At 50.4% G+C, this 361-nt stretch carries 1 protein-coding gene; it reads left to right on the plus strand.

Going from position 1 to position 361, the window contains the following annotated elements; all coding sequences use genetic code 11:
- Positions 1 to 248: 2-oxo acid dehydrogenase subunit E2 (locus J0A66_RS22110; RefSeq protein ID WP_206575993.1), on the plus strand; the 248-nt coding region annotated here is incomplete at its 5' end.
- Positions 249 to 361 lie beyond the last annotated feature (113 nt).

The raw sequence follows: 361 nt of genomic DNA on the forward strand, positions 1-361 counted from the left end.
CCAACGGTGGTGTATTCGGTTCCTTGATGTCTACGCCAATCATCAACCCACCACAAAGCGCTATTCTGGGTATGCACAAAATCCAGGATCGCCCCATGGCGGTGAATGGCAAGGTGGAAATCCTGCCTATGATGTATCTGGCCCTGTCTTATGATCACCGTATCATTGACGGCAAAGAGTCTGTGGGCTTCCTGGTTACCGTTAAGGAACTGTTGGAAGATCCGACACGCCTGCTGCTGGACATTTAAGCGCCAGTCAGGTTGAAGTTTAAAAGGTGAGGAAGCCTGAAGGCGACCTCACCTTGACGCTTCTGGAACTTGAACTGAGCTAATATTTTACTCAGTTCACCGGAGGCAGCGTC

The sequence above is a fragment of the Bowmanella dokdonensis genome (assembly GCF_017254865.1).
Taxonomy (GTDB): Bacteria; Pseudomonadota; Gammaproteobacteria; order Enterobacterales; family Alteromonadaceae; genus Bowmanella; species Bowmanella dokdonensis.